This window comes from Haloechinothrix halophila YIM 93223, from assembly GCF_000504245.1.
In the GTDB taxonomy this organism is placed as follows: domain Bacteria; phylum Actinomycetota; class Actinomycetes; order Mycobacteriales; family Pseudonocardiaceae; genus Haloechinothrix_A; species Haloechinothrix_A halophila.
In genome coordinates, this window is the sequence record NZ_KI632509.1 from 968,508 (window position 1) to 986,160 (window position 17,653).

The 17,653-nt window shown below is 65.8% G+C and carries 15 protein-coding genes and 2 tRNA genes; 12 read left to right on the forward strand and 5 right to left on the reverse strand.

Features of this window, described 5'->3' with window-relative positions; translation table 11 throughout:
* Positions 1 to 80 precede the first annotated feature (80 nt).
* The 6 genes from AMYHA_RS04515 (at position 81) to AMYHA_RS04540 (ending at position 4,360) form a co-directional block, all read left to right on the forward strand.
* Positions 81 to 2,105, forward strand: coding sequence for an acetoacetate--CoA ligase (locus tag AMYHA_RS04515; RefSeq protein ID WP_034268252.1), 2,025 nt, complete (start codon positions 81 to 83; stop codon positions 2,103 to 2,105).
* 177 nt (positions 2,106 to 2,282) lie between these two features.
* Positions 2,283 to 2,372, forward strand: a tRNA-Ser gene (locus AMYHA_RS04520).
* A gap of 80 nt (positions 2,373 to 2,452) precedes the next feature.
* Positions 2,453 to 2,525 (forward strand) — tRNA-Arg (locus tag AMYHA_RS04525).
* 214 nt (positions 2,526 to 2,739) lie between these two features.
* Positions 2,740 to 3,390 carry a YdcF family protein gene (locus tag AMYHA_RS04530; protein WP_034268254.1) on the forward strand — a complete coding sequence of 217 codons (651 nt, stop codon included), beginning with the start codon at positions 2,740 to 2,742 and terminating at the stop codon, positions 3,388 to 3,390.
* A 339-nt stretch (positions 3,391 to 3,729) separates the two neighbouring features.
* Positions 3,730 to 3,936 carry a hypothetical protein gene (locus AMYHA_RS04535; RefSeq protein ID WP_051399537.1) on the forward strand — a complete coding sequence of 69 codons (207 nt, stop codon included), beginning with the start codon at positions 3,730 to 3,732 and terminating at the stop codon, positions 3,934 to 3,936.
* 1 nt (position 3,937) lies between these two features.
* Positions 3,938 to 4,360, forward strand: a complete 423-nt coding sequence (locus AMYHA_RS04540) for a type II toxin-antitoxin system VapC family toxin (RefSeq protein WP_034268256.1) — start codon at positions 3,938 to 3,940, stop codon at positions 4,358 to 4,360.
* Between the two features lie 193 nt (positions 4,361 to 4,553).
* On the opposite strand, the gene AMYHA_RS04545 is transcribed toward AMYHA_RS04540, so the two are convergent.
* A complete protein-coding gene (locus tag AMYHA_RS04545; RefSeq protein ID WP_231104625.1) occupies positions 4,554 to 5,111 on the reverse strand; it encodes an AAA family ATPase in 558 nt (185 codons plus the stop codon).
* Positions 5,112 to 5,227: 116 nt separating this feature from the next.
* Here AMYHA_RS04545 and AMYHA_RS04550 point away from each other — a divergent pair, with 116 nt between their 5' ends.
* Complete coding sequence (locus tag AMYHA_RS04550) at positions 5,228 to 5,896, forward strand: class I SAM-dependent methyltransferase (RefSeq protein ID WP_169732898.1); 669 nt, start codon at positions 5,228 to 5,230, stop codon at positions 5,894 to 5,896.
* A gap of 67 nt (positions 5,897 to 5,963) precedes the next feature.
* Here AMYHA_RS04550 and AMYHA_RS04555 read toward each other — a convergent pair whose 3' ends face one another.
* Complete coding sequence (locus tag AMYHA_RS04555) at positions 5,964 to 7,205, reverse strand: MFS transporter (RefSeq protein ID WP_034268259.1); 1,242 nt, start codon at positions 7,203 to 7,205, stop codon at positions 5,964 to 5,966.
* 40 nt (positions 7,206 to 7,245) lie between these two features.
* Complete coding sequence (locus tag AMYHA_RS04560; RefSeq protein ID WP_231104626.1) at positions 7,246 to 8,301, reverse strand: GGDEF domain-containing protein; 1,056 nt, start codon at positions 8,299 to 8,301, stop codon at positions 7,246 to 7,248.
* A gap of 1,045 nt (positions 8,302 to 9,346) precedes the next feature.
* On the opposite strand from AMYHA_RS04560, the gene AMYHA_RS04565 reads away from it, so the two are divergent.
* From AMYHA_RS04565 to AMYHA_RS04575, 3 genes are all read left to right on the forward strand, one after another.
* Complete coding sequence (locus AMYHA_RS04565) at positions 9,347 to 10,015, forward strand: haloacid dehalogenase type II (protein ID WP_231104627.1); 669 nt, start codon at positions 9,347 to 9,349, stop codon at positions 10,013 to 10,015.
* Between the two features lie 225 nt (positions 10,016 to 10,240).
* A complete protein-coding gene (locus AMYHA_RS04570; protein WP_196776836.1) occupies positions 10,241 to 11,014 on the forward strand; it encodes a metal-dependent hydrolase in 774 nt (257 codons plus the stop codon).
* Between the two features lie 163 nt (positions 11,015 to 11,177).
* A complete protein-coding gene (locus AMYHA_RS04575; RefSeq protein WP_051399539.1) occupies positions 11,178 to 12,011 on the forward strand; it encodes an SAM-dependent methyltransferase in 834 nt (277 codons plus the stop codon).
* Positions 12,012 to 12,100: 89 nt separating this feature from the next.
* Here AMYHA_RS04575 and AMYHA_RS04580 read toward each other — a convergent pair whose 3' ends face one another.
* Entirely contained in the window at positions 12,101 to 14,494 is a 2,394-nt protein-coding gene (locus AMYHA_RS04580; protein ID WP_034268267.1) for a Tex family protein, read from the reverse strand.
* A gap of 123 nt (positions 14,495 to 14,617) precedes the next feature.
* Between AMYHA_RS04580 and AMYHA_RS04585 the strand changes: the two genes are divergently transcribed.
* Positions 14,618 to 15,466 (forward strand): enoyl-CoA hydratase-related protein, encoded by an 849-nt coding sequence (locus AMYHA_RS04585; RefSeq protein WP_034268270.1) that lies wholly within the window; start codon positions 14,618 to 14,620, stop codon positions 15,464 to 15,466.
* Between the two features lie 42 nt (positions 15,467 to 15,508).
* Positions 15,509 to 16,129, forward strand: coding sequence for a TetR/AcrR family transcriptional regulator (locus tag AMYHA_RS04590; protein ID WP_034268272.1), 621 nt, complete (start codon positions 15,509 to 15,511; stop codon positions 16,127 to 16,129).
* Here AMYHA_RS04590 and AMYHA_RS04595 read toward each other — a convergent pair whose 3' ends face one another.
* Positions 16,130 to 17,560: an ATP-binding protein gene (locus tag AMYHA_RS04595; protein WP_231104628.1), complete on the reverse strand. Its 1,431-nt coding sequence runs from the start codon at positions 17,558 to 17,560 to the stop codon at positions 16,130 to 16,132.
* Between the last annotated feature and the right edge of the window lie 93 nt (positions 17,561 to 17,653).

Here is a 17,653-nt window from a genome sequence, read left to right on the forward strand (position 1 = left end):
GCAGGCGAATTCCCGTCGTGGGTACCCACTCGCGGCGGCGGGTCTGGCGCGCGTTGGCGGGCATGGGCTAGGAAGGGTGCATGACACCGCAGTCTCACCCTCATGTTGATGCCCCGGAAGTGCTGTGGCGACCTGCCGCGGATCATGTCGCGGACACCGCTATCGAGCGGTTCCGTCAGTGGCTGCGTGACGCCAAGGACGTGCAGGTCAACGACTACGACGAGCTCTGGGAGTGGTCGGTAACCGAGCTTGACGCGTTCTGGAGCGCGGCGGCCGAGTTCTGCGGTGTGCGCTGGCACGAACGGCCGACGGCGATCACCGAAGGCGAGCGGATGCCTGACGTGCATTGGTTCCCCGGCGGCACGCTGAACTACGCCGAGCACGCGCTGTCCGGCGGCGTCGCCGGCGCGGAGAAACGCGACGACGACCTCGCGGTGATCTTCCACCGGGAAGACGGCAGCACCGAGCAGCTCACCTACGGGCAGCTGCGATCGCAGGTCGCCGCCGCGCGGGCCGCGTTGTCCTCGCTAGGCGTCGGTATGGGCGATCGGGTGGTGGCGCTCGCGCCGAACTGCCCACAGACGTTGATCGCATTCCTCGCGGCGGCGAGTCTCGGCGCGGTGTGGTCGTCCTGCTCGCCGGACTTCGGGGTGCGGGCGATCGCTGACCGGTTCACGCAGATCGAGCCGAAGGTGCTCGTCGCGGTGAACGGCTATATGTATGGCGGTCGGACGTTCGACATCACCGGCACCGTGCGTGAGCTGCGAGCGGAAATGCCCTCGTTGGCCGGGACGGTGCTGATCGACTACGCGGACACCGGCGGGGTTGACGACACCCACGATTGGGATGCCTTGCTCGCCCAGCATGATGGTGCGCCGCTCGCGTTCGACCCGGTGCCGTTCGAGCACCCGCTGTGGGTGCTGTACTCCTCGGGCACCACCGGACTGCCGAAGGGCATCGTGCAGGGGCACGGCGGCATCACGCTGGAGCACCTCAAGTCGCTGTCGTTGCAGATGGACTTGGGTCCGGGCGAGCGGTTCTTCTGGTTCACCACGACCGGCTGGATGATGTGGAACTTCCTGATCTCCGGTCTGCTCGTGGGATCGACGGTCGTGCTCTACGACGGCAGTCCCGGCTATCCCGATCTCGGTGCGTTGTGGCGGCTGGCCGAGCAGCACCGCATCACCTACTTCGGTGTCTCGGCGCCGTTCATCCAGCAGTGCTTCAAGCAGCGGCTGTCTCCCACCACCGAGCACGATCTGTCCGCGCTGCGGGCAGTCGGCTCGACCGGTGCTCCGCTGAGTGTCGAGGGTTTCCGGTGGATCATCGACGAACTCGGCAGGGACGAGCACGGACGTCCGGTGCAGATCTGTTCGGTGTCGGGGGGCACGGACGTCTGCACGGCGTTCGTGGGTGCGTCGCCGGATGTCCCGGTGTGGCTCGGTGAGCTGTCCTGCCGCGCGCTCGGCGCAGCCGTCGCCGCGTTCGATGAGGATGGCAACGAGGTCGTCGAACAGGTCGGTGAGCTGGTGATCACGAAGCCGATGCCGTCGATGCCGGTGTTCTTCTGGAACGACGCCGATGGCGCGCGCCTACGCTCGGCATACTTCGAGGAGTACCCAGGGGTGTGGCGACACGGCGACTGGATTCGCATCACCTCGCGCGGGTCGTCGGTGATTTACGGCCGCAGTGACTCGACGCTGAACCGAGGCGGAGTGCGGATGGGCACCGCCGAGTTCTACCGAGTCGTCGAAGGCCGCGACGAGATCGCGGACTCCCTGGTGATCGACACCACTCGGGTAGGCGAGGATGAGGGCAAGCTGCTGTGCTTCGTCGTGCTGGCTCCGGGGGCGTCGCTCGCGGACGTCGAGCCCGACCTGCGCAAGGAGCTGCGCTCGGCGCTGTCGCCCCGGCATGTTCCGGACGAGTTCATCGAGGTCAGCGACGTTCCGCGTACGCTCAACGGCAAGAAGTGCGAGGTGCCGGTAAAAAAGATCCTCAGTGGCGTGCGGCCCGAGAAGGCCGTCTCCGCCGACGCGCTGGCCAACCCGAAGGCGCTGGAGCCGTTCATCGCCAGGGCAACAGGGGCCACTGCCACGCGCTGACACCGGTGTGGTGAACGACGCTGCGGTGAATAACATATTCGCTGCGTTGGGCGAGGTGAGAGGCGCTTTCCGTTCGCTCAACGCAGTGGGCGCACCGTGCCTCACACACCGGGTGGGGGGCCGTAGCGATGGTCATGAGCGAACATGTAATGTAGTTGCTCACTGGCCATCCGCCTGGGAGGCTTCGCCTAGTCTGGTCTATGGCGCCGCACTGCTAATGCGGTTGGGGGCAACACCCCCTCGCGGGTTCGAATCCCGCAGCCTCCGCTGTAGCTTGGGCCGATCAGCACCCGGTTGCTGGCCGGTTCGAGTGACCAGATAGCCTACGGGCTGAACAAATTGAACAAGCGCCCCTAGCTCAACGGATAGAGCATCTGACTACGGATCAGAAGGTTGGGGGTTCGAATCCCTCGGGGCGCGCTTAAATTGCAGGTCAGAAGACCTACAGTGATCGATAAGGCGTGAGACCGCCCCGGTGTATTGCACATCTGTTGCACACCGGGGCGGTCTTTTTATTCGGACAGGTCGCCGATTCTCCAGCACCTCACACTGTCGAAGGTCGAGACGTACGGAGTCCGCGCTGCGTCGCGATTCGCATGGACATATACCTTCCAGATCCTGGACTGAGTACCTGATGCAGACGATCCCTCACGAGATTCGCCCCGACGCCGAGAGATTGTGGAACTACCACCGCATCGATGACCAGCTCGAACCCGTCGATGTAGCGGTCGGCCTTGGCAGCCACGACCCAAGCGTCGCGATCTACACAGCGGAGCTGTACGCGAAGGGCCTGTTCCCGCTCATCGTGTTCACCGGCGCGAACGCGCCAACGACCGTAGAGCGGTTCCCCCGCGGCGAGGCGGTGCACTACCGCGAGATAGCACTGGGCCACGGTGTCCCCGACAGCGCGATCCTCGTTGAGCCGAACGCGAAGCACACCGGGCAGAACATCGACCTCACTCGGCAGCTCCTCGACGACCGCGGTTGTCACCCGCGCTCGATGCTGTTTATCAGTCGCCCTTACCAGCAGCGGCGAGCCCTTGCGACAGCGCTCAAACGGTGGCCCGGAGTAGCGATCCGGTGCTCAGCCACGGCGCAAACGCTCGATGAGTACACGGCCAGCATCGGCGACGCCCGACGAGTCATTGACATGCTGGTTGGGGACACGCAGCGGATCACGTACTACGCCGAGCGTGGCGAGGCAGCGCAGCAAGACGTGCCGCGCGCGGTATACGACGCATACGAGCGGCTAGTCACCGCCGGTTTCACCAGCAGACTGATTTAGTAGCTCCGGCGACCCCTCGGGACCGAGGGCACGGAGGCCAGCGATAGCAACAACGGGGCACGATCGTTTCGACTGGCCGCTCCCACGACAACAATGCCGCCCGCGCTCCAAGCTCTGGCCTATATCACCTGCGACCGTACGCCCTGACTCCCGCCATCGGCGCATGCCAGTGTGTTCAGGCTTTCTTCTCTTCTTCAAGGCGGCCAGTGAAGCTCGGAGTGATAAGCCGAAGGTTCGGGGCCCTTATTGCCTTGGAGCGATCGCACCTACCGGGTCGCAAAATCCCTGGTTGGGCCGGTCTTGAGCCGCTGAGCGCGAACCTGGCTGTAGACTGATCATATGAGCGCTGAGCGTGATGAGCTGCTACGCCTGGTGGAGGAGCTGCCGGATGAGCAGGTGCCCCAGGCGCTAGCGGACGTGCGGCGTCACCTCCGTCCTGTTCGGGAGCGGCCGTGGCCACCCGCGTGGTTTGGGAGCATCGAGGGGGATGGCACTGCGGTAGGCGCCCGGAGTGAGGAACTTCTACGCGAGGGGTTCGGCCGGTAGCGTGATCATTTGCGACACCGGTCCATTGGTCGCTGCTGCGATTGCCACCGATCCCGATCATCACCGTTGCGTCGAGCTGTTCACCGGTCTCCATCTGGCCAACCGTCCGATAATCGTGCCTGCCCCGATTGTGGCCGAGGTTGGGTATCTGCTGGAGCGCTACGGCGGGCCACGAGCCGAGTCCCAGTTCCTTCGATCTCTGGCTGAGGACGACTTCGTGCCGATGGAGTTGACCAAGGGCGACTACGCGCGGATGGCCGACCTCGTCGACCAGTACGCCGACTTCCCGCTAGGGACAAGTGATGCGTCCGTCGTCGCGCTTGCCGAACGGCTGGACGCTCCCGAGGTCGCAACGCTCGATCTTCGGCACTTCTCCGTCGTCCGGCCGAAGCATGTACATACCCTGACGTTGCTTCCTGAGTAGCCAAGAAATCGCCAATAATCGATCGCAAACGACCATGTGCCACGGTCGATGACGGCGCATTGCGCAGCGAGTCGACACCTGGTAAGCACACATGTCGATCACTGATGGCAGACGTCGACAAGGCCACTCAGCAGAAATCCTTTCCCAGTCGCGCCCATTAACGTGGCATTAGGAGCGGTCAACCACGGTCGAGTCACGCACTCACGCCCTGACAGCTACACGGATCCGCTGCACTGACTCCTCGATGCTGAGGATCGCGGTGTCGATCACGATCCTGTTCCGCTCCCCAGGATTCATATTCGCGGTTCGTGATCTGCTCCCAGGTTGGTGTGACGAGTCCGGCGATGTCGGTGACGCGCTCCTCAGCGCGTCGACGGTGCTCGTCGACGTCGGAGCAGACGATTTCGATCTCGATGACGCGGGCGCCCGCCGAGAGCCCGGCATCGCGCCACGCGTCTCGGCTGGCGCGAACTGGGTTGACCGATTCCGCGACCACATCCAAGCCGATGCGCAGTTGGTCGGCGGCGACGCCGTATCCGACCTCGTAGCCGGGCGGCAGCTCCCAACCGTTGGTCTGCTCATGCTGCCCCTCCGACCGGCCGATGGCGGTCTCGATGGTGTCGACGCGGACGTACGCGGCGGGCAGTTCGGCGGCCAGCACCCGGGCGACTGTGCTCTTGCCGGTCGCGGGTAGACCGCCGACCGAGATCAGCACTGGTTTGCGGTTCGGCCCGTCCATTAATGAAGGCACCCGGTGATTATCCACGCAGCGAACCCAACAACACCCCGGTCAACGGCGCAGCGGTGACGGGCAACGCTCCGCCACCCGGCGGTAGCGCCCAACACGACTGGTGCGACGATCCGCGGATGCGGCATCACCCGATTTTCGCGGCGTTGTACGACAGGTTGCTTGCGCTGTGCGAGCGGGCGGGTTTCCGTGAGGCCCGCGCGGATCTGCTCAGCCAGGCGCACGGCCGGGTGCTGGAGATCGGTGCCGGAACCGGCCTCAACCTCAGCCACTACGCCGCTGACGTCACCGAGTTGGTGCTGCTGGAACCGGACCGTTTCATGGCGGCGCGGTTGCGCGACCGGATCGCCGCTGACTCGCCGCTACCGGAGTCCGTCACGGTGGTCGACGAACCGGCCGAACGGTTGCCGTTCGACGACGAGAGCTTCGACTGCGTCGTGTCGACCCTGGTTCTGTGCACCGTTGACGACCCGGAGCAGACGGTCGCTGAAGCGGCGCGGGTGCTGCGACCAGGCGGGAAGCTGCTCTACCTTGAGCATGTCCGTAGCACCAACGAGCGGCTCGCGCGCTGGCAGGACCGGTTGGACGTGCCGTGGGGCTGGTTTTCGGGCGGCTGTCACCCCAACCGCGACATCCCCGCGGTGCTGCGTGCCTCCCGGCTCGACGTCGAGCGCCTCGACCACGGCGAGATGCCGAAGGAGCTCGGCCCGGTGATCCGCCCCATGATCTACGGTTGGAGCAGCCGCGGCGGCGGCTTGGACGACGGCACCAACCGGTCGACGGTGTAGTTCTCCTGGTCCTTCAGCAGCAAATGTCCCGCCAACTCGGCCAGCGCGCGTGACCGCGACGTTCAGGTCAGGCGGCCTGTGGCACCGGGTCGTTGTGCCTGACCTTGCTCCAGGACAGCGCGATGGGCACCGCGACGATCACGCCAGCGACACCGGCCGCCGCGATGGCGTTGGCCGTGCCGGTGACGTCGGCGAGGGCGCCAGCGGCGAGCGCGCCAAGCCCCTGCACCGTAATCAGGCCGGTCGAGTTCAGCCCGGAACACTGGGCCCGCGAACTGTCCGGCAGCCTCCGCACGAACGACACCGTGCCTTGGATGTTGTACCCCGTCGCCATCATCCCGGACAGCGCGAACAGCACCAGCGCCGCGATCAGCCCGGGTTGCAGCACGACGAATGCCAGCGGCACACCCGCCAGGATGCCGAGCACACCGATCACTTTGACTTGCACCTGCTCAGGCACCCAGCGGCCGAACACCACCGCGCCGATGACGCTGCCGAACGGATCGGCCGCCATGAGCAGTCCGACGGCCACCGCGCCAGCCCCGATGCCGTCCGCGAATGGCACCGCGAGCGCCTCCGCCACCACGTAGAAGCCGGCCAGCCAGTTCAGCGCGACCAACGTGCGCAGCGCCGGGTCGCGCCACACGATGCGGGCCCCGGTCGTGGTCGACGCGAAGAACGACGGTCGCTTGTCGCCGGTCACCGCCACTTTGCGCTGCCGTACCAGCAACAGCAACAGCGCCGAGACCACGAAGGTCCCCGCATTGACCGCGAGCCCGGTCGCCGCGCCAGCCGCGCTGACGAGCAGTCCGCCACCGGCGAACCCGAGCAGCTGGCCAGCCTGGCTGGACATGTTCCTGATGGCCATGCCGACCATGTATTTCTTGCCCGCGAGGACGTCGGGGAGCAGCGCCTGCTGCGCGGCTTTGAACGGCCCGTTGAGGAGCGTCATCGCCCCCACCAGCACGCACAGCAGCCACAGCGGTGTCCCCGGCAGGATCATCAGCCCGACAAGCACCGCACGTCCGACGTCGGTCGCGATCATGACGTCCCTGCGCGGGAAGCGGTCGCCGAGCCCGGCGAACAGGATGCCGCCGAGCATGGCAGGCACGAACGTCAGCGCGTAGGTCAGTCCAGTCAGCGTCGCCGACGACGTCTCGTTGAAGACAAGCACGGTGAGGGCGACGCGCGCGATCTGGTCCCCGATGACGGAGAACAGCTCGGCGAGCCACATCGTCCTGAACTCGCCAACCCGCAGCACCGAGGTGAAGGTGACGCGTTCGGATTCGCCCGTGACGCGTGCGGTCATACGGCCCTGCCAACTGGCTGTGCTGCGGTGTTCATCCCACTTAGGATGCCAGGCGCCGTTCCGCCACGCCGAGGTCTCCCACCCGCATGACTTGGTTTCTGCCGTTGTTCTTCGCCGTGTACAGCGCGGTGTCGGCCGCGTCGAGCAGTCGCTGCAGCTCGACGCCGGAGTCCGGGTACATCGCGACGCCGATGGACACCGAGAGGTCATCGATCCTGATGGGCCGCAGAGTCTCCGGGACGTCGACCGCGAGCCGGGTGATGCCGATACGGATGCGCTCAGCCACGGCCGTCACGTCGGTCTCGCTGATGTCGGGCAGCAGTACGACGAACTCTTCGCCACCGAATCTGCCCACGATGTCGCGTTCGCGGACTTCGCTGGTGATCGCGGTGGCGACGGCACGCAGTACCTCGTCACCGGCGAGGTGGCCGTAGGTGTCGTTGATGCGCTTGAAAAAGTCCAAGTCGATCATCAGCGTGCCGAACGTTCGTAGCTGCTGCTGCGCCCGTTCCAGCGCCACTTCAGCCTGGTTGTGCCAGCCAGCCGTGTTGAGCACTCCGGTTTTGGAGTCGGTGGTCGCCGCGGTTTCCAGCTGCTTGACCAGCACGCCTCGGTGCAGGATCAGCAGCGGCGGCAGCACGAGCACCGTCAGCCCTGGCATGATCGCGAGTGTGAGCGCGTTGAGCGCGCCGAGGCACAGTGTCGCGATCTCCAGCATGTTGTCCATGGGGCTGCCGAACAGCCCCTTCGCCGTGCGGGCGATGGTGTCGCGTGCCGGGATGACCAGTAGTGCGTTGGCCACGAAGTGCGCGATGAGGGTCGCGCCAACCACGCCTGTGCCCGTCCAGCCGAGCTCGATCGCGTCGGCCATGCCGGCCACGCCGAACATCGCGAGCACGCTGTACGAGGCGAAGCAGGTCAGTACGAGCACGGCCGCGTTGCTCACGGTTCGCCATACCGGGGTGTTCTGTAATCGGTACCAGCTGCGCACACCGAGGTGGAGATACAGCGTGGCGGTGAGGATCGCTGTCAGCGCGGGCGGCAGCACGAGCACACCCGCGAAGATCCACACCGACGTCATGTTGATGTGAGCCACGCCACTCACCCGTCGACGCAGTCGCTCCACCTGACGCCCGAGTTCGGCTTGGAGAACACCAAGCCCGAGCAATGTGAGCAAGATCAACACATCGCTGCCGGCGACCGGTGACTGCAGCAGCAATGTGACAGTGAGAAATGCGGCGACGCTCTCAGTGAGTACGCAATACGAGATTACCCTGGGCTTTTCTTGCCACAAGCTCCAATTGTGAACTGAAGGCGCCGTTGCGTGAATGCGCGCCGGGGGGCTAGACACTGCTTCTGCCCGGTTCGCACTCATGCTGCCCCCAGGTATCCCGATCGACGGCCAGTCGCTACCCAATCACAGATTGGTGGTATACGACAAACTAAGTCACGCTTACGTAGCAGCGAAAGGTGGTTAGCGATGCGTAGCCGAGACAACTAGTTCCCGTTTCTCCACTGAAGAGTGAAACACTCGTTGACCGTACGTGGTTCCGTGATCTGGGAGGGGGTCGTATGTGCAGCAGGGACAACTGATCCGCGGCGAGTCCACTCGTCGTTCCCGTCACCCCGAAGGGAGAGCATCCGATGCGTAGCCGTGACAACTAACGATGCGTCACTGATGTCCTTATTGGTCGTTCTTTGTATGGAGAGGAAAGTCACAGATGTGTAGCCGCGATAACTGAGCGTCCGCATGGCGCAGAACGGAAGTGGGTAGCACTGCTGCGAAGGGAGGATCGCACGATGGGTAGCCGTGACAACTGAGCACGAATGAGCGCAAAACGACCGCGCCGTGAACCGGTGGAAAGGAGGAATTCAGCTCATGTGTAGCCGTGACAACTGAGTACTCGTTGTTCGTAGAACGCTCGCGATCAGAAAGGAATCGCCGACGATGCGTAGCCGCGACAACTGACGACGACGCGGCCCGCGCCACGCGGGCCAGCACACAAATCATGATCACGGCGTCTCGATGTGCCATGGTGAGGAAGTCGCGCGCGTAGCGGCATGCGGTGACCAGCACCGGGAAGCGCGTTCGTCCGCCGCACGCGACGTCGCGATGAGGCGAGCGAGGTGATCAGATGCGCATGCGCCCGAGCGTAGTCGCGTTCGACGTCGTGGAGACGTTGATGGCGCTGGAGCCACTAGCGGCGCGGTTCTCCGACATCGGTCTCGGCGAGTCGGCGTTGCGTCGCTGGTTCGACCGGCTCATCCGGGACGGCATGGCGTTGACCCTCGCAGGGGACTACCTGCCGTTCCCCGAGTTGGCGATCGACGCGCTGCACGGCATCAGCGAGCGCGACCTTGACGACGCCTCGGTGCGGCACGTGCTGGACGGCTTCGCCGAACTGCCCGCGCATCCCGACGCCGAGCCAGCCATGCGGGAGCTGGCTGATGCGGGCGTCGAGATGGTGTGCCTGAGTAATGGCGCAGCGCAGACGACTGAGAACTTCATCGCCCGCACCGGCCTGGATCCCTACGTCTCCCAGGTCATCAGCGTGGCCGAGGTGAGCAGGTGGAAGCCCGCGCGCGAGGTGTACGAGCACGCGCTGCAGCGGATCGGCGCGCCTGCCGACCGGGTCGCGCTGGTCGCCGTCCACGCCTGGGACTGCCACGGTGCGAGCAAGGTTGGTCTGACGACGGGGTGGGCGAGCAGGCTTGAGCGCGTCCACCCACGTGCGTTCGCCGCGCCGGATGTCACCGGCACCGACCTCATCGCCGTCGCCAGGGGCCTGTTGGCGCTGCCGGAGTCTTGAGCGCACCCAGCCGACGGCGTCGCGCGTTCGGCGTGGTGGTTGAGGAACCCGGCGCGCGCTGATTCACGCTGACTCGCGCCGCGATCCCTGTCGAGTCATGTGATCCATGCCAGGTCATGTGATTCATGCCAAAGATCAACTCTAGCGGCGTGTTCGCTGGTGCTCCTGCCCGGTTTGGGCCGATCCTTGCGTGCCGCACGGTCACCGCGAGGAGGGGAGCCCACGATGATGGGTCGCACGCACGCGCTCACCGGCTGGTGTGCCGGGCTCGGTCTGGCGCCGCTCGTCGGCGCTGGCACGTTGCACGAAGCCGTCGTTTTCGCTGCGGTGACAGCGGGTTTCGCGCTACTGCCCGATTTGGACCATCCCGGTGCGACGGCGTCCCGGCTCCTCGGTCCGCTCACGCGCGGATTGTCGTGGTTGCTGCGGCGGGCGTCCTCCGGGTTGTACGCCCTCACCAAGGGACCTCGCGACGAGAACCACACCGGAACCCACCGGCACATGACGCACACCGTCGCCTTCGCCGCGGCGCTAGGCGGTTTGACCGCGCTCGGCACCGAGTCCGCTGGTCCGTACGCCGTCGCGGCCGTGGTGATCTTCGCGCTGCTGCTCGCGGAGAACGCGCTCGGCGACTGGCTGCTACCGGTCGCTGGTTCCGCCGTCGTGCTGTGGGCAGTGTCGAGCCCTGCCGCGTTCGACGACCTCGCGCAACTATCTGGCTGGCTCGGCATCGCCGTCGCCACCGGCTGTGTGGTGCATTGCTTCGGCGACGCGCTGACCGAATCGGGTTGTCCCTTCCTGTGGCCGGTGCCGATCGCGGGCGAGACCTGGTATGAACTCCGTCCGCCAGCCTTGCTGCGCTTCCGCACCGGTAAGCGCGCGGAGAGCATGCTGCTGTTCCCGGCGTTTTCGGTGCTCGCCGTGATGCTGCTGCCCGGCGTCTTCGATCTCGTCGCCGAACACGTAGGCGGCTTCGTGGCGACTGCGATGCGTGATTGACAGGACGAGGACTACGTCAACCGCCGTACCCGCGCTGATTCGGATGGGTGAGAAACCTGGCGGTATTACACCGGGATGAGGCCCCAGCGTTTACGAGGTGCGCACGTTTCCCTACCCTAAGGATCGATCACTGTCAGGCGCGCGAAGCGAGACGAGGTAACCGGTGTCCAGCGTTGTACCCGAGTCCAAGCGTGCCCCCGTCGGTGTCGATCCCAATCGGGCGAGTATCGCCCGGGTCTACGACGCGTTTCTCGGGGGCAAAGACAACTACGAGATCGACAGGCAAGTCCGCGACAAGGTGACAGAGGTCGCTCCGGATGCCATCGACTTGGCGGTCGCGAATCGACACTTCCTCATCAGGGCGTGCCGGTTCCTCGCGCACACCGCTGGCATCACGCAGTTTCTCGACTGCGGTTCCGGCCTGCCGACCGCGGAGAACGTGCACCAGGTGGTGCAGCGGATCAATCCGGATGCCACCGTTGTCTACATCGACAATGACCCGGTCGTGGAGATGCACGGCAAGGCGTTGCTCGAGGACAACGACAACACCCATTTCATCGCGGCCGACATCTACAAGCCCGATGAGGTGCTCAATCACGACGTCGTGCAGAAGCACCTCGACCTCAGTCAGCCGATCGGATTCCTCCAGGTCGGCACGCTGCACCATTTCGTGGGTGACGCCGATGGTCCCGCGAAGGTGATGCGCAACTACATCGACGCGTTCGCCTCCGGCTCCTATGTCGTTATCAGCCACTTCTTCGATCCGGAGGACGATCTCAGCGAGACCGCTCGGCAGCTGGAGGAGAAGTTCACACACAGCATGATGGGCTCGGGCAGCTTCCGCACCCAGGCCGAACTCGACAAGCTCACCGAGGGGCTTGAGCTGATGGAGCCAGGCTGGGAGCGGTGCGCGATGTGGTGGCCGGACGGCCCGCAGATCGGTCCGCTCACGGTGGGCCAGCGGTGCATCGCGGGCGCGGTCGGCCGCAAGCCGTAGCGCGCATGGTGGGCGCGCCCTGACGACAACGCTCGCAGCGGCCCTTCGCCGATCCCCGCTTGGGACTCGGCGGAGGGCCGCTGCTGTTATTAGTCGGTCAGGCCCGCCTTACGCAGCGCGTCGGCCATCGCGCCCTGCGGGGCCGGCCCGCCTCGGCCTCGGTCACGGCCGCCGCGCTGGCCGCCCTTACCGCCCTGCTTGCCTTGGCCCTGCTGGCTACCGCGCTGACCACCGCCCTGCTGGCCACCGCGCGAACCGCCGCCCTTGCCGCGCTCGGCGCGCGGCTTGCCCGGCTCGTCGGTGAGCCGCAGTGTCAGCGAGATCCGCTTACGCTCGACATCGACGTCGAGCACCTTCACCTTCACGACCTCGCCGGACTTCACCACATCACGCGGGTCGCTGACGAACTTGTCCGACAGCGCCGAGATGTGCACCAGTCCGTCCTGGTGCACGCCGACGTCGACGAACGCACCGAACGCGGCCACGTTGGTCACCACGCCCTCGAGCACCATGCCCGGTGTGAGATCGCTGATCTTCTCGACACCATCGGCGAACCGGGCGGTTTCGAACTTCGGCCTCGGGTCGCGTCCGGGCTTCTCCAGTTCACGCAGAATGTCGGTGACTGTCGGCAGCCCGAACTGCTCGTCGGTGAACCGGTTCGCGTCGAGCTTGCGCAGCGTCGCGGCGTCACCGATGAGCGAGCCGATATCGCTGCCAGCGGTGTCCAGGATGCGGTGCACCACCGGATACGCCTCGGGGTGCACGCTGGAGGCGTCGAGCGGGTTGTCGCCGCCGGAGATCCGTAGGAAGCCAGCGCACTGCTCGAACGCCTTCGGCCCCAGCCTCGGCACCTGCTGCAACTGCTCGCGGGTCCCGAACCGGCCGACGCTGTCGCGGTGCGACACGATGCTCTCCGCCAGCGAGGACCCGATACCGGACACCCGGGCCAACAGCGGCGCGGACGCCGTGTTGACGTCGACGCCGACGGCGTTCACACAGTCCTCGACCACGGCGTCCAGCGAGCGGGACAGCGACTGTTCCGGCAGGTCGTGCTGGTATTGCCCGACGCCGATGGACTTCGGCTCGATCTTGACCAGCTCGGCGAGCGGGTCCTGCAACCTGCGGGCGATGGAGACCGCGCCGCGCAGCGAGACGTCCAGCGAGGGCAGCTCCTTGGCGGCGAAGGCGGACGCCGAGTACACGGACGCGCCTGCCTCCGACACCGTCGTCTTGGCGAGTTTCAGCTCTGGATGCTTCGCGAGCAGTTCGCCCGCGAGCTTGTCGGTCTCGCGGGACGCGGTGCCGTTGCCGATCGCGATCAGCTCCACCTTGTGCTTGGCGGCCAGGGCGGCCAGCGTCGCGAGCGCCTGGTCCCACTGCCGCTGTGGCTGGTGCGGGTAGATGGTGTCGGTGTCGACCAGCTTGCCGGTGGCGTCGACGACGGCGACCTTCACGCCGGTGCGATAGCCGGGGTCGAGGCCCATGGTGGCGCGGGTGCCCGCTGGCGCGGCGAGCAGCAGGTCGCGCAGGTTCGCCGCGAACACTCGGACGGCCTCGTCCTCCGCGGCCTGCCGCAGCCGCATCCGCAGGTCGATGCCGAGGTGGAGCTGGATCTTGGTGCGCCATGCCCAGCGGACGACACCGCTCAGCCAGGCGTCCGCGGGCCTGCCCTGGTCAGCGACGCCGAACCGGGCGGCGATGCGCTGCTCGTAGTCGCTCGGGCCGGTCTGCGGTTCGTCGGTCGGCTCGTCCGGTGTCATGGTGAGGTCGAGGATTTCCTCTTTCTCGCCCCGGAACAGCGCCAGGATGCGGTGCGATGGCAGCTTGGTGTACGGCTCGGAGAAGTCGAAGTAGTCGGAGAACTTCGCGCCTTCTTGTTCCTTGCCCTCGCGCACCTTCGATGCGAGGTGGCCGCGCTGCCACATCCGTTCCCGCAGCTCACCGATGAGGTCGGCGTCCTCGGCGAAGCGCTCGACCAGGATGGCCCGCGCGCCGTCGAGTGCCGCCTTGGTGTCCGCGACGCCCTTGTCCGCGTCCACATAGGACTCTGCGGTGGCCTCCGGTTCCTGCGATGGATCGTCGAGCAGGGTCTCCGCCAGCGGTTCGAGTCCCGCCTCGCGGGCGATCTGTGCCTTGGTGCGCCGCTTCGGCTTGTAGGGGAGGTAGATGTCCTCCAGGCGCGCCTTGGAGTCGGCGGCCAGGATGGTCGCTTCGAGTTCGTCGTCGAGCTTGCCCTGCTCGCGGATGGAATCGAGGATCGTCTGCCTGCGTTCCTCCAGCTCACGCAGGTAGCGCAGCCGTTCTTCGAGGGTGCGCAGCTGGGTGTCGTCCAGCGCGCCGGTCGCCTCCTTGCGGTAGCGGGCGATGAACGGCACGGTCGAGCCGTTATCGAGTAACTCGACGGCCGCGCTGACCTGGCTCGGCGTCGCCCCCAGTTCCTCGGCGATGCGCTGGTCGATGGTCGGCTGAGTTGTTGCTGTCACGCTTGCCTTTCCGCCCGCTGGAGAAACGTCCGGCGACATATTCTCACCGAGGACCGACAGTATCGCCAGGTCGCCCTCGAAGTTGCTATTGACAGAGTGACAACAACTTGTGATGGTAATGAGATGAACTACCAGGAGGTCCGCTACGACGTCGCCGACCGGATCTGCACGATCACGCTGCACCGGCCGGACGCGCGCAACGGCTACACCCTGCGGATGTCGGACGAGTTGGCGGACGCCTTCGCGCAGGCGGAGGCCGACCAGGACGTGCGGGTCATCGTGCTCACCGGGTCCGGTGACGACTTCTGCGTCGGAGCGGATCTGTCAGGCGGGTCGCTCAACGCCTCGGAAGACGACGCAGGTCAGGGCTGGCAGGAACCGGCAGGCCGCTGCTCGCGGGCGATCTTCGAGAGCAGCAAGCCGGTGATCGCCGCGATCAGGGGCGCGGCCGTCGGCGCCGGTTCGACGATCATCCTTCCGGCTGACTACCGCATCGCGGCGACCGATTCGCGGTTCGGTTTCGTGTTCTCCCGGCGCGGCATCTACCCGGAGGGCGCGTCGGTGTGGTTCCTGCCGAGGCTGGTCGGCATGGGTGCCGCGCTGGACTGGATGATCAGCGGCAGGGTGTTCGGCGCGGACGAGGCGCTGACCGCGGGGATGCTGCACCAGGTGCACGAGTCGGACGAGGTGTTGGACAAGGCATACGAGCTGGCGCACGATCTGGTGACGAACACGGCGCCGGTGTCGGTCGCTGTGATCAGGCAGATGCTCTACCGGCTCAGCCCGCTCGACTCGCCGTCGCCCGCGCACCGGGTCGATTCCCGGCTCATCGCTGGCTGCGCGGATGACCCGGACGCCATCGAAGGAGTGATGTCGTTTCTGCAACGCAGGCCGCCGGAGTTCACCGGCAAGGTGCCCACGGACATCCCGGACTGGCTACCGTGGCGTGATGACTCACCCCCTGGTAGCTGAGCGCGTGCGTTTCGTGGTTGCTCTGCGGCAAGATGTCGTGCCATGAGTACGGAGACGGAGCCCCGCTGGCGGCGGCTCGAACCGGATCAGCGCCGCGAGCAGATCCTCGATTGCGCGATCAGGTTGTTCGGGGAACGGCCTTACGCCGAGGTGTCCACCACCGACATCGCGCGCGAAGCCGGAGTGGCGAGGGGGCTGATCAACCACTACTTCGGGTCGAAGCGCGGTCTCTATCTCGAGGTGGTCCGGCGCATGGTGACGGTGCCGATCGCGGATCGCTCCGCCGTGCCGGACGGCTCGCTCGCCGAGCGGGTCGAGTTCAGCGTGGACTGGCTGCTCGACGTCATCAGCGCGCGCGGCAAGACGTGGGTTGCGGTGCTGGGCACGGAAGGTGTCGGCAACGACCCCGAAGTGGAGCGCATTCTCGCCGAGGCGGACGAGATGGCCGCGGAGAACCTGGTCCGCACCGTCGGGATGCGTGACGCTGAACCGGCAGGAGCTGAGCTGCGGGCGCTCGTGCGCGCGTTTGGCGGCATGGTGAAGGCGGCGGGCCGGGAGTGGATTACCCACGGCACGCTGACCCGCGAGCAGGTGCAACTGGTGCTGACGGAGCAGCTCACGGCGTTGCTCGGCGAGACGTTTCCGCACCTGCAGCGGATGTAGTTACGACTGCCAGGCGGCGAGCAGGTCCTCGGGGCCGAAGGTGGCGTCGAGGCCGTTGCACGTCGTTCCGGACCTGGTTATGGCGAGCAGCGGCAGCGGCTCGTCTGAGACAGCCACTCGGTGCCGTTGCAGCGCGGCGAGGTCGTGCGCATCGAACGCCGCGTTCTCCAGCCACTTGATCGAACCGACGAAATGGAGTTCTCGCGCGATCGGTTCGCGGTCCGCGCCGATGATGTCGATTTCGACGTCGTTCTTCCGCGTCCAGTAGGAGCCGATGGCTGCGGCGGCGGGAATGCCCTTCGCCGGGAGAATGCGTGCCAGCGATTCTCGCAGCAGCGGTTCTACGGCGCGTCCTCGCCAGGTCGTCCAACCTGCCCGTATCTTTTCGAGCGCGAGGTCGGCTCTGCGTCGCTCGATCAATGCTCGGTTCGGTGAGATGAAAGCCAGCCAGAACCGCAGGTACGGGTCTGTGATTCGGTAACGCTTGTCTTTCACCGGGCGCAGTGCCAACGGCGACTCCGCTTCGATGATCCGCTTCGCCATGAGAATGTCCAGTGCACGACTCAGCGAGGTATGGGCAATATCTCCCGCCGCGCGGCCGATATTGGTGAAGGTTCGTTCGCCGCTGCCAATGGCGGAAAGTACGTGGTAGGGCTGCGTTTCCGCCGGAAACTCGGCGGCGAGGGTGCGTTCCGCGGAAACCATTAGCGCGGACAGCGGATTCGCGACGGCCTCGGCGAGAAAATCAGTAACCGACTGGCCGCGTTCCCACTCCGCGCATATCAGTGGAAGACCGCCGGTAACCAAAGCAGCGTCGAACGCTTGTGCTGGGTCAAGGTCCAGCATGTCGGCGATCGCTGGCGGCGAGAGGGGACCGATGATCATTTCGCGACCACGTTGGTGGAACGGGCGGTCGTAGGCGTTGAGCGCCTCCATCATCGCCAGGTCGGAACCGACGAGGATCAGCAGCACCGGTTTGCGGCTCAGCTCACGATCCCATGCGCGCTGCAAGATTCCCTCGAAGGAGGGAACCTGCTCGATGAGATAGGGGACCTCGTCCAGTACCAGGACAGTTGGCTGGTCGTCCGGTAGCGCCGTGGCCAGCGTGCTCAGCGCGCCGCTCCAACCTTTCGGCGTGACACCCGCCGCGAAGTCCGCGCCGTCCCACGCCGACTCGGCGACGGCCTGCCAGAACGACTCGAGTTCTTCCTCGCTGGAACGTCGTTCGGCGGTGAAGAAGATCGATGGCAGCTCCGAGCGCAGCAGGAACTCTTCGACCAGGCTCGACTTGCCGATTCGTCGCCTGCCGCGCATCTGGATGCACTGCCCTGGTGCGCGGCCGCCGATCGACCTGCGTACCTGATCAAGTACCCGGCCGAGGTCAGCGAGCTCTTGGCTTCTGCCTACGAACTCCAGAATGATTACCTCCACTGTAGTTACATTCACTGTACTACCAAGTTTGGTAGTAACATTAGTGATACTATATCGCGAGTCGACAGCGGTGCGTGCGGGTGCGACTGTGAG

Bases quoted from the DNA above. Each gene is read 5' to 3' on its own strand.
- AMYHA_RS04570 (WP_196776836.1), top strand. From the start codon at position 10,241: ATGATGGGTCGCACGCACGCGCTCACCGGCTGGTGTGCCGGGCTCGGT.
- AMYHA_RS04565 (WP_231104627.1), top strand. From the start codon at position 9,347: ATGCGCCCGAGCGTAGTCGCGTTCGACGTCGTGGAGACGTTGATGGCG.
- AMYHA_RS04515 (WP_034268252.1), top strand. From the start codon at position 81: ATGACACCGCAGTCTCACCCTCATGTTGATGCCCCGGAAGTGCTGTGG.
- AMYHA_RS04555 (WP_034268259.1), bottom strand. From the start codon at position 7,205: ATGACCGCACGCGTCACGGGCGAATCCGAACGCGTCACCTTCACCTCG.
- AMYHA_RS04530 (WP_034268254.1), top strand. From the start codon at position 2,740: ATGCAGACGATCCCTCACGAGATTCGCCCCGACGCCGAGAGATTGTGG.
- AMYHA_RS04550 (WP_169732898.1), top strand. From the start codon at position 5,228: ATGCGGCATCACCCGATTTTCGCGGCGTTGTACGACAGGTTGCTTGCG.
- AMYHA_RS04535 (WP_051399537.1), top strand. From the start codon at position 3,730: ATGAGCGCTGAGCGTGATGAGCTGCTACGCCTGGTGGAGGAGCTGCCG.
- AMYHA_RS04590 (WP_034268272.1), top strand. From the start codon at position 15,509: ATGAGTACGGAGACGGAGCCCCGCTGGCGGCGGCTCGAACCGGATCAG.
- AMYHA_RS04585 (WP_034268270.1), top strand. From the start codon at position 14,618: ATGAACTACCAGGAGGTCCGCTACGACGTCGCCGACCGGATCTGCACG.